The sequence below is a fragment of the Micromonospora sp. NPDC050980 genome (assembly GCF_040653835.1).
GTDB lineage: Bacteria > Actinomycetota > Actinomycetes > Mycobacteriales > Micromonosporaceae > Micromonospora.
In genome coordinates this window covers 1-10,298 of the sequence record NZ_JBFAGS010000050.1, presented here as the reverse complement: position 1 = coordinate 10,298, position 10,298 = coordinate 1, and the positions used below count along the sequence as shown (strand labels likewise).

Here is a 10,298-nt window from a genome sequence, read left to right as displayed (position 1 = left end):
CAGCAGCGCCAGCCCACCGGTGCCCTCACCGAGCGACACACCGAGCGCGACGTTCTCAGGCACGCCGTCGAGGGTGACAGCAGCCAGCAGCGCCAAGCCGGCGGCGCCGGTGGTCGACGCGGTCGACGCGGCCCGGTCCCGAGCGGCAGCGTCCGGATCGAGCTTCTCGCTACCGTGTGGTTGCCGACGGCCGCCCTGCGCCACCCGGTCCAGTCCGGCGCTCAGCGCGGTGAACACCCCCGCACCAACCACCAGCCCGATCGCGGCGCGCCAGATGCCACCCTGCTCGTAGGCGTCCTCGAACAACTCGAAGGCCAGCGCCGTGATCAACGCACCCGAGGCGAACGCGAGCAGAACGGCCAGCCACCTCTTGGGCAGCCGGATCCACACGCCGGCCGCCGCACCCAGCAGCAGCGCGCTGGAGGCCACCATGCCGAAGATAAACGCTTTCACGTGTTGCCACTACCCAGTCCGGCGTGGTGCTCAACCACCTGACGCGCGGCGGACCCGGCCCACGCATCGACGCTGCCGGCGGCTGAACGCCGGCCCGGCGCCCCCGCGACACAGCCCGCAGCGATCCGATCTGTCCGCGGCCATGCGGGTGTGGTTCGTCGTTCCGTCGTCGCCCGTACGGACGCCAGATGCGTGGTGAGAGGATGCCCTCGGCAGACAGCCGTGATTGAGGGAGTTCGACGTGAGCGATCAGTACCGGCGGGACGCGGCGCCGGACGGGCGGGACGAGTCGGAGCAGGAGCGCGCCGACCGGCACTTCGACGAACTGCTTCAGGAACTGCGGGTCGCCCAGACCGGAGTGCAGATCCTCTTCGCGTTCCTCCTGACCCTGCCCTTCACGCAGCGGTTCGGGATCCTCGGCGACGGGCAGCGCGCTGCCTACCTGACCACACTTCTCCTTGCGGCGGTGGCGACGGTGTGCCTCATCGCGCCGGTCAACCACCACCGGATCCTGTTTCACCGAGATCGCAAGTCGGACTTCGTAGCCGCGGCGAGCCGGATGGCGCTGGCGGGCCTGTCGTCGCTCTGGTTGGCCATCGTCGGCGCCGTCTACCTGGTCATCGACGTCGTTATGGGCACACCCGCAGCCGTAGCCGTCGGCGCCGGGCTCGCCACGGCATTCGTCGCCGTCTGGTATCTGCTGCCGATGGCACAGCACGCCCGAAGCGCAGGACAGGCTGCGTCATTGGCGCGACCGCGCAAGCCAGTCGACGAACCACACGAGATCCGCAGCGCCAACTGATGGCATGATCGGCGCAGCGATTCACCGCTACCACAGCAAGGCGTGCCGACGCCGGCGTGCGAGCAAGCGGTGAAAGCCACGGTCCCCGGCGTTGCCCGCGTCGATACCCCCGACCTCAACCCCTGCGTAGCAAGGTTCCGGCGGTGACCAGTCCGACCAAACGGACGTTCGGACGGCTTCGAAAACTGAATTCCGCACCACGGAGAACGCCCTCAGGCCGGACGAAAGAGTGCGCCCGACATCAGAGTCGGGCTATGACTCGCCGGAGACGCCGGACGCCGAGACAGCGAGGACCACGATGCCCCAGAGCGGCGACGACATCGCTCTCCACTCGGCGTTCGAAGGAAGCTACTGGTAACACCAGGATTCGGTGAGGGTCTCGTTTACGCCTCAGGAGCGTGGAACGAGGCGCAGGCTGAACCAGCGTGTGGCTCGTTCGTCTCTGGGGTGGTCGGAGCGGTCGTCTCCGCGACGGTCATGGCGGAAGTAGCCTATGCCTGACGGCGGATCAGGCCTCGGTGAGCTGACCCCGCAGCTTGGTCAGGGCGCGGGCGAGCAGCCGCGACACGTGCATCTGGGACACGCCGACCCGGGCGGCGATCTCGCTCTGGGTCAGGTTGCCGTAGAAGCGCAGCGTGAGGATCTTCTGCTCGCGCTCGTCGAGCGTGGCCAGCGCCGGGCCCAGCGAGGCGCGCAGCTCGGCCAGCTCGTACTCGTTGTCCTCGGTGCCGAGCATGTCGCCCAGCTCGGTGGCGCTGTCGCCGTCGCCGATCGGGGTGGAGAGCGACACCGCGCTATACGCCTGAGCGCCCTCAATACCCTCCAGCACCTCTTCCTCGGTCACACCGAGGTGGCCGGCGATGTCGGCCACGGTCGGGGCCCGGTTGAGCGTCTGGGTCAGCGTGCTGTTGGCCTCGGAGATGCGCAGCCGCAACTCCTGGAGGCGACGCGGAACCCGGATGTTCCAGGTGCGGTCGCGGAAGTGCCGCTTGATCTCGCCGAGGATGGTCGGGATGGCGAAGCCGGCGAAGTCGACCCCGCGGGAGGCGTCGAACCGGTCGACCGCCTTGATCAGGCCGAGCGCCGCGGTCTGGGCCAGGTCGCCGGCCGGCTCGCCGCGACCGCTGTAGCGGGCGGCCAGGTGGTTCGTCAGCGGCAGCCACGCCTCGATGACCTGATTGCGCAGGCTCGCCCGCTGCGGGTGGTCCGCGGGCAGGGCGGCGAGCGCCCCGATCAGCTCGCTGGCGCGGGACTCCTCACCGGTCTGCGGCGCGCGGCGCACCTCAGCGGCGGACGGTGCGATGGTCATCGTGGTCATACTGCTCTCCCGCCTCGCCGGACCGGCACCGAGTTACACCGATCGTGGCGAAACTCTAGACGACACGGCACGCGAGAATCAACCGAACGGACGATGGATTCGTGTGCCGTTGGGCGCCCATAACAGGTTGGCCCTACCGCGCGGCGCCGTCGATCAACCAGGGCCGCAACCGACTCACGGGTGTGTCAGCAGGAATAGGGCGTCCCGGTTGGCTCTTGGGTGCGTGGCGCCGCTCAACACTCCGGTGGCCTGTCGGGGCGGCGCCAACAGGCCCACGCATGCTGGACCATGACGTCACGCCGACCTCCGCAGGCAACGTCAGTCAGGGCGGTGCGGATCTGTTTGGCGGCGTTGTTTGGGCGGTCTCGGCGGGCTGGCGCGCCGCTTCCCATCAGAGCGGATTCGACGTTGAGCGGGTGCGCCAACCGCTGTCGGTCGAGCAGGCAGTGGGCCAGCCTGCTCGCCATGGCCAACGCTGCCGATGGTGTCGCCCACCTCGGAGCCGCCAGCCCGCAGGTATTCCGGGAGCACCCCGATCACGCCGCCGTTGACACGTTTCGGCTCAGAGGTCGCCGAAGCCCTCGTGCTCGCCGAGACCGCCGTCCTATCCGAGGCGCAGCACGCCAACCAGGGGTCAGGCAAGCTATCGTAGGCGCGGCTGGCCTGGGCTGTGGTCAGGTCGGTGATCGCGTAGACGGTGACGGTGGACCAGCGGCCGGCACTCAAGGACAACGGGCGGCACCGGACCCGCAGGGCGTGCACGGTGTGCGGGAACCCGAGGCGACTCAAGCCTTACCAGCCTGATGGGCGGACAGGCCGTGGTGACCCATCCGCCCTCTGGCACCTACGCGCGGAACGTCTCGGCCCTTACCGCCGGCGGCGGTTGGTTTCCGGGATGCTCGCCTCGATTTCCTCGTGGCGGACCTGTTCGTCGATCGGCTGCTCCTCGACGACCTCGTTCTTTGCCAGGCGGACCCGCTCGACCGGCACCTGATCCTTCGCGACCACCGGATGCTCGGCCCGCAGCGGCATCTCCCGCTGCGCCTGCCCTATCTCGCCGCGCACGCTGCCCACGTCCGCAGCGGTGATCGGCTCGCGCTCGACGTACACCTCGTCGTGCTCGACCGGCACGATCGTGTGCACGTTCTCGGTAACCACGTTCTTGTGCAGTACCGCCTTTCCGGCAGGCTGACTTTCCGTGCCGACCCGCAGCCGTTCCTCGGAGCGGATCAGCTCGTCGCGAGCCTGTGGCGCCTGCTGCGGCTGCAAGCGGTAGTGCGCGTACAACTGCGCGGTCTGTTCAACGGTCAGCGGTCTGTCGTTGCCAGGTCCGACGCTCGGGGCGCTCTGCACAGTCGTCTTGTCGTAGGCGACCGTAAGCGTCCCCTTCTGCACCTGCGCGTTGCCGAGCGGGGCCATGGGCTCAGAGCCACCGCCGGTTTGCACGCTGACCCAGGTCGGGTAGCCCGCGGTGGCCCACACCTGCCGGACCTTGCCGATCTTGGCACCCGACTTGTCCTGGACGTCCTGGCCGTACAGCGAACGCACCTGCTGTTCAGTGAGTTGCACGGGTCGTCCTCCTCTCGCGTGTCACCGCGCCGTGTACCCGACGAGCCCTCGGACATTCGCCGATCCAGGCCTAGCCGACGCGAACGAGCGGACCGAGTCAACCGTTTGGCGCGGCATGTTGAGTACTTCCAGCAGCGGCCCGGCCATCACGCGCTACGCGTAGCATTGACAATCGGTTGTCTCAACCGGCGGCGTGATGTTGGGCCGACCCGGTACCGGTACCGATCCACAATTCGGTGGAGCACAGGTACCAGTCCCGACCGATTAGTACTCCAACGTCACTTGGCTTCGGCGTTGGGCGTGGCGCGGGCATGAAGACGGCCACCGCGTTGATCATCGATGGTTTGTGAGGACAACCGAAGATCGTGCGGTGGCCGCGTGCCACAGCGTAGACCCCGCCGGGTGGCGGGTCATCCTGGACGAGGCGGTGACGCGTGTCGCGGACCGGTTCGCGCGGGCGGAGCCCCGTCGGACCGCCGGGCAGTTCGTGGAAGGGCTGCTGTCGGGCGTGGAACGAAAGACCTGCTGGTCCATCGCGGAACGGGCAGGCCATGTCGATCCGCAGGCGATGCAGCGGTTGCTGCGCACGGCGGTGTGGGACGCCGACGCCGTCCGCGACGACGTTCGGGCCTGGCTGATCGAGCAACTCGGCCACCCCAACGCGGTGCTGGTCTGCGACGAGACCGGCTTCCTGAAGAAGGGCCTGTGCTCGGTCGGGGTCCAGCGGCAGTACACCGGCACCGCCGGCCGTGTCGAGAACAGCCAGGTCGGGGTATTCCTCGCCTACGTCTCACCTCTGGGGCGGACGATGATCGACCGCCGGCTCTACCTACCCGAGACGACCTGGTGCGACCGGCCTGAGCGTCTCACCGCCGCCGGCGTCCCCGACCAGGTCGGGTTCGCCACGAAACCGGCCCTCGCCCGGCAGATGATCGCCGCCGCGGTGGACGCCGGAGTCCCGTTCGCGTGGGTGACCGGCGACGAAGTCTACGGCGCCGACCCCGGCCTACGCGCTGAGCTCGAACACTGCGGGATCGGTTACGCGCTGGCCGTCGGCTGCGACCGACGCGTGGCGGTCAACGACGGCCGCACCCTCATCCGCGTCGACGACCTCGCCGAGCGGATACCCACCCGCGAATGGCAGCCCCACAGCTGCGGCCCGGGCGCGAAAGGTCCCCGCGACTACCTGTGGGCCTGGATCACCACGGCCACCCAATCTGGTGAGCACCGGTGGCTGCTCATCCGCCGCAACCGCACCACCGGCGAGCTGGCCTTCTACCTCTGCTGGTCACCGCTCCCACCAGAGCACACCCTGCACTGGTCCCTCTGGCGACGAACATCCCAAGCCCGCGCCCGCCGATCCCACTACCAGCGCAGACAAGCCAAGTGACGTTCGAGTATTAGGAAGTGTTTATCCCCGCCTGAACCGCCCCGGATCTTGTAGAGACCTGCCCAGGTAGACCTCTTCATATGAATGCCAGGCGTTTGTCGCCAGGCGACGTGGGAAATCGGTTGCGGCCACGGAGAAGGGACTCGGCGGTTTCGGACTGCACGTCGGGCCCATTACCAACAGTCACCTCGTGTGCACAAGTGCACACGAGGTGACTGTTCACCCTCTCTTTCGGCGCCAAGCGACGTAGTTGCGTACCGCCGAGTACGACGCGTCGGTAAAACCGTGCTCGACGGCCAGCCGCTGGCCGATCCGCTCGATCGTGTGCCGCTGCTTGCGCGGCGCGCTGAGGTCCTCGCGCAGCAGCGCGTCGACCACCGCCGGCACCGGACCCAACACCAGCGGCCGACCGCGCCGGTCGAGTACCGGCGCCCCTCGCCACTCGTACAGACGCTCGGCCAGCGCCGGCGGCGATGCTGGTCATTGACCAGTGCGGGCAGCACCGGCTTCGCGAGCCGTGACCACAATGGCCTCCCCGCTACCCCGACTTCTCGTGCGCTCAGCGCGCTGCCGGCCGACTCGATCGGCGCGCCCCGGCACCACTGCCGTGCATGTTCGCAAACCACAACACGCACCGCGATGCCCACCCCTTCTAAAAACCGACATCTAGAACAGATCGTCTTATAAGCTCGCAACGAGCTTTCCCGACCGTCGGGAAGACCAGATCAGCAAAGGCATCAATGTGAGACTTTCCCGCCGACTCGCCACTATCGCGCCGGTGGCGATCGCCGCCTGCGGCGCCGTGGCGCTGACCAACGCAGTTCCGGCGCTCGCCGCGCCCGGCGACGCCAGGGCCCGAGGCGTCGCGGTCGACCTCGCCGCCACCGTGGCCGGCGTCCCGGTCGTGACTGCCAACGCCGTCATCGGCACCGCGACCGCCCCCGACGGCGGCACCGACACCGATACCGGTATCGCGATCACCATTCCCGGCGCCCTCGGCGTGACCGCGTCAGGCACGGTGGTGCAGGTCAGCGCGACACGTGGGGACACCGCCTCGTCGGCCAACGCGCAGATCGCCGATGTGGCACTCGCGGTGCTCGATGCCCCGGTCCTGGACGCCGACGTCATCTCCGCGGCGGTGTCCTGCCCCCGGCAAGGGGCTCAGACGGCCGACACCACCTTCACTGGCCTTACGCTGTTCGGCGACCCGATCGACCTCGCGCCGAACACCCCGGGTGTGACGGCCAGCGGGGCGGTCACCGTGCCCGGCCTGACCGGCGCGGCGCTCAACGCCACCGTCCAGAATGTCGAGACCACCACCGACGACGGGGCGGTGGCTATCGCCGTACAGGCCACGCTGCGGCTGACCGGCACACTCGTCACCGGCACGCTCATCGACATTCCCGTCGGCACGGTCACCCTCGCCGAGGCCCGCTGCGAGCGACCGCTGGCACCCTCGCCCACGCCGACGCAGCCCACCCCCTCGCCGACCCAGCCCACACCCGGCCCGACCGAGCCCACACCAGGCCCGACGCAGCCCACCGCAGCGCCCACCCAGACCATGGCTCCCGAGCAGCCTCCCACCAGCACGCCCGCGCTGCCCGTCACCGGCGGCAGCGCCTCCGCCCTATGGTGGCTGTTCGGCACCGGAGCGGCCATGGTCACCGTCGGCGCCACCGCCCGGCTGATCGCACGCCGCACCCGTGAGTCGTCTCTCGACGTCTAACGCGGCGAAGGCCGGCGGGGTGAACATCCGCCCCGCCGGCCATGGCACCCCTGGCAGCGGTTGCGCCGAACGTCGAGTCGGCCCAGCAGCGTCATGACAGCCGGCATTGTCCGTCCCTATGTAGCGCTCTCACGCGCCCGGGCCAGTCAAGAGCCTGCCGTCGGTTCAGCCCACTACCTGCGATGTCACGGACACGAGGTCCTCGTAGAGCGGCGGACGTCATCTCTCGCCGCTACGAAGATTCTGCCGGGGGCTGCGCATCCGCCGACAACCCTCGTAAACGAGTTGACCGCAGCACGGCCAGCGTCGCCGGCACGCCAGCCGGCCAGTGGGTGGGCATGAGCAAGCAGCGGCTCGTCTGTCAAGGTCGGCCGAGGATCGCAGGTGTCTCGAGTGGCCAAGCAGGCTGCGGCAGTCATCGCGGCCGCACTGTTCGTCGTCGCCCCCGTCGTGGCAGGTCCGCGGAGCGTATGCACGGCAAGGCGGCCAGGCTCACGTGCGAATCGCTCGGGAAGCTGCTCGGGGCCGGCGCTGTCTCGGGTGCCGGCCCCGGATTCATGCCCCTGTGCGCTCAGTCTCTCGCCGCTAACCATCGACGCCGCGCTGCTGCCGCACCTTCGCAGGTCAAAGGCTTGCGAGATCGTCATCAGCTCAGCCGCCGGTCCACCAGGCGGTGCCGGAATCTTCTTGTAGGGTCCTACCCGGCGAAAGGCATCCGTCGCGTGGGTCGTCCCCTCGGGCAGCATCCGACGCACCGGCCCGCGCGCCTGCGCCGATGTGAATCAGCGGTGGGGTGACGGGTGCCGCCGGCACTCCGCGCGAGCGTCCGGTAGTGCCGGCGGTGACGTTTGGTCGTTTACAGGTATGGGCACCACCGGGCTGTGATCGCGAGGAAGGATTAATGGTGGCAACAGGCGCATCACCCCCACCCGATGCCGGAGCATCCACCGCTGACCTGGTCGCCCAGGCGGCGCAGCAGATCTCGACACTGGTACGTGACGAACTGGCGCTGGTGAAGCAGGAGATGACCGAGAAGGGCAAGCGCGCCGGACTCGGCGGTGGCCTACTCGGCGGCGCAGCCGTGCTCGGCCTCCACGGGCTGGGTTTCCTGCTGATCCTCGCCGTCGTCCTCCTGCACCTAGTGTGGCCGCTCTGGCTGTCCGTACTGGTCGTGATGCTCGCGGTGTTCCTCGCCGCAGGTGTGGTGGCAGCAATAGGCAGGCGGCAGTTGCGCTCCGCGGCGCCCCCGGTGCCCCACGACGCTATCGCCGGCGTGGCCGCCGACGTGCAGACAGTGAAAACCGCAGCCCATCAAGGACGGCAACGATGAGCACTTCACCCCCGGCAGACCCGCGGCAGATCCGCGCGGAGATCGAGCAGACCCGCGCCGACCTCGGCGCGACCGTCGAAGCCCTCGCGGCGAAAACCGACCTGAAGGCCCGCGCGAAGCACTCCCTGGACGACACCGTAGGTGCCACCCGGGACCGGTTCGACGCCCTGCGGACCCGGGCAGCGCAGGCCACAAACACTGTCGTGGACGAGTTGACGGCAGCAGCCGTCAGCGTCGCCGGCACGCCGGCCGTCCAGCGCCTCGGCGTGACCAAACAGCGGATCGTCGAGGCCAGCCGCCGGCCGCAGACCCGGCGGGTGGCCAAGCCGGCCGTGGTAGTCGCCGCGGCCGCGCTGCTCGTCGTGGCCGCTGTCGTGGTCCGTCGGCGGCGCTCGTGAGCGGCAAGGCGGCCCGGCTCGCGTACAAGCCGGTCGGGTTGCTGCTCGGCGCCGGCGCCGGCCTGGTCGCCAGCGTGGTGTTCAAGCAGGTATGGCGGATCGCCGGTCACGACGACGAAGCCCCGCATGCCACCGACAAGGACCGCGGCTGGGCCGAGGTGCTGACCGCAGCCGCCCTGCAAGGCGCCATCTTCGCGCTGGTCAAGGCCACCGTCGAACGTGGCACCCACCGAATGGCCCGCGACGATGCCAGCCCGTCGCCGCTCCGACCGCTCTCGAGGCACTACGCCCACCGCGCCGGGTGCGCGCCAACGGCGGTACGACAGCCGACGCCACGGACTACACGACGGCATAGCGCCGAGGCAAGACGCACGCCGATACTGGCGTCGGTGTAGGTCACCAACCAGCTCAGCGCAGCTTGGCCGCCACGGCCACCGCACCGCACCGCACCCGCCGATGTCGAGCGAACCTTGGGCGAACCCAGCGAAGCGTGGTCAGCGCTGCACCGAGTTTCCCCCGCTTTGATTGAGCCCGCCGCCGTGTTGCAGGAAACGGCGAAGCCGCGGTCGGCGACCCAGGCGATGCGGGCCAGACTCCACTCGCGCATGTCGGCCTTGACCTGCCGGATCAGGGCGGAGTCGCTGGCGTTGCCGGGAGCACTACACCCGTACGGGAATGCCGGTGCGGGTGACAGCCATCCCGGCCACGACCTGGGGCAGGTCGTCGCGGGAGTCCTTGCTCTTGCCATGGGTGCGAAACCCGGCCTGCTTGACCGCCGCCGGATCGTCCTCGGCCACGACCCGGCCCTGCTGGTCACGCCACAGCGGTTCGTCGGCCTCGTCGAGTTCGAAGTAGGTGCTGGTGGTGTCGAAGAACAGCAGGTCGACCTCAAGGTTGAGCAGGTCGGCGATCTGGTCGTAGACCCCGCGGGTCAACGCGGGCTCGACCTCGATCAACTGGTCCATCGCCCGGTAGCAGGCGTCGTCGGTGACATGCGGCAGGCCGGGCAGGTGCACGTCCTGGCAGACCCAGTCGGCGGCGGCCAGCTTGCTCGACGGGGCCAGGGCCCGGTTGGCGACCAGCGCGAACAGCACCCGCTCGACGTCGACCTCCCGGCGGGACGAGCCGACCAGCGGCCGCAGGACCGTGTCGACGCGCAGCCGGCGCCACAACCCGTCGAGCAACCACGCCCCACCCAGCGGACGGGACTCCAGGAATGCCCTTCCCCTCGTAGCGTGGAGGCCAGAGCTTGAGGGATAGAGGTTCATGGCTGAGACGAGACGCCAGTTCGATCCGGAGTTCCGGGCGGGCG

Annotated in this window: 10 protein-coding genes and 1 pseudogene; 6 read left to right on the top strand and 5 right to left on the bottom strand. The window is 69.3% G+C overall.

Features of this window, described 5'->3' with window-relative positions; translation table 11 throughout:
• A pseudogene (locus AB0H28_RS29760) lies at positions 1-453 on the bottom strand (hypothetical protein); the annotation flags it as partial.
• 241 nt (positions 454-694) lie between these two features.
• Here AB0H28_RS29760 and AB0H28_RS29755 point away from each other — a divergent pair.
• Entirely contained in the window at positions 695-1,255 is a 561-nt protein-coding gene (locus AB0H28_RS29755; RefSeq protein ID WP_358047379.1) for a DUF6328 family protein, read from the top strand.
• A gap of 508 nt (positions 1,256-1,763) precedes the next feature.
• Here the strand turns inward: AB0H28_RS29755 and AB0H28_RS29750 are convergent.
• Together AB0H28_RS29750 and AB0H28_RS29745 are read right to left on the bottom strand one after the other, a co-directional pair.
• On the bottom strand, positions 1,764-2,573 hold the full coding sequence (locus AB0H28_RS29750) for an RNA polymerase sigma factor SigF (protein ID WP_358047376.1): 810 nt from the start codon (positions 2,571-2,573) through the stop codon (positions 1,764-1,766).
• Positions 2,574-3,440: 867 nt separating this feature from the next.
• Complete coding sequence (locus AB0H28_RS29745) at positions 3,441-4,142, bottom strand: PRC and DUF2382 domain-containing protein (RefSeq protein WP_358047373.1); 702 nt, start codon at positions 4,140-4,142, stop codon at positions 3,441-3,443.
• A 427-nt stretch (positions 4,143-4,569) separates the two neighbouring features.
• On the opposite strand from AB0H28_RS29745, the gene AB0H28_RS29740 reads away from it, so the two are divergent.
• Positions 4,570-5,532 carry an IS701 family transposase gene (locus AB0H28_RS29740; protein WP_358047370.1) on the top strand — a complete coding sequence of 321 codons (963 nt, stop codon included), beginning with the start codon at positions 4,570-4,572 and terminating at the stop codon, positions 5,530-5,532.
• A 219-nt stretch (positions 5,533-5,751) separates the two neighbouring features.
• Here the strand turns inward: AB0H28_RS29740 and AB0H28_RS29735 are convergent, their stop codons facing one another.
• The gene (locus tag AB0H28_RS29735) at positions 5,752-5,910 is read right to left on the bottom strand and encodes a hypothetical protein (protein ID WP_358047367.1); all 159 of its coding nucleotides are present in this window, start codon (positions 5,908-5,910) and stop codon (positions 5,752-5,754) included.
• Positions 5,911-6,310: 400 nt separating this feature from the next.
• On the opposite strand from AB0H28_RS29735, the gene AB0H28_RS29730 reads away from it, so the two are divergent.
• The 4 genes from AB0H28_RS29730 (at position 6,311) to AB0H28_RS29715 (ending at position 9,381) form a co-directional block, all read left to right on the top strand.
• On the top strand, positions 6,311-7,258 hold the full coding sequence (locus tag AB0H28_RS29730; RefSeq protein ID WP_358047364.1) for a hypothetical protein: 948 nt from the start codon (positions 6,311-6,313) through the stop codon (positions 7,256-7,258).
• 901 nt (positions 7,259-8,159) lie between these two features.
• Positions 8,160-8,588, top strand: a complete 429-nt coding sequence (locus AB0H28_RS29725; protein WP_358047382.1) for a phage holin family protein — start codon at positions 8,160-8,162, stop codon at positions 8,586-8,588.
• Positions 8,585-8,986: a DUF3618 domain-containing protein gene (locus AB0H28_RS29720; RefSeq protein WP_358047361.1), complete on the top strand. Its 402-nt coding sequence runs from the start codon at positions 8,585-8,587 to the stop codon at positions 8,984-8,986. The genes AB0H28_RS29725 and AB0H28_RS29720 overlap by 4 nt, the downstream gene beginning before the upstream one ends.
• A complete protein-coding gene (locus tag AB0H28_RS29715; protein WP_358047358.1) occupies positions 8,983-9,381 on the top strand; it encodes a DUF4235 domain-containing protein in 399 nt (132 codons plus the stop codon). The genes AB0H28_RS29720 and AB0H28_RS29715 overlap by 4 nt, the downstream gene beginning before the upstream one ends.
• A 264-nt stretch (positions 9,382-9,645) precedes the next feature.
• Here the strand turns inward: AB0H28_RS29715 and AB0H28_RS29710 are convergent, their stop codons facing one another.
• A complete protein-coding gene (locus AB0H28_RS29710; RefSeq protein WP_358047355.1) occupies positions 9,646-10,170 on the bottom strand; it encodes a hypothetical protein in 525 nt (174 codons plus the stop codon).
• Positions 10,171-10,298 lie beyond the last annotated feature (128 nt).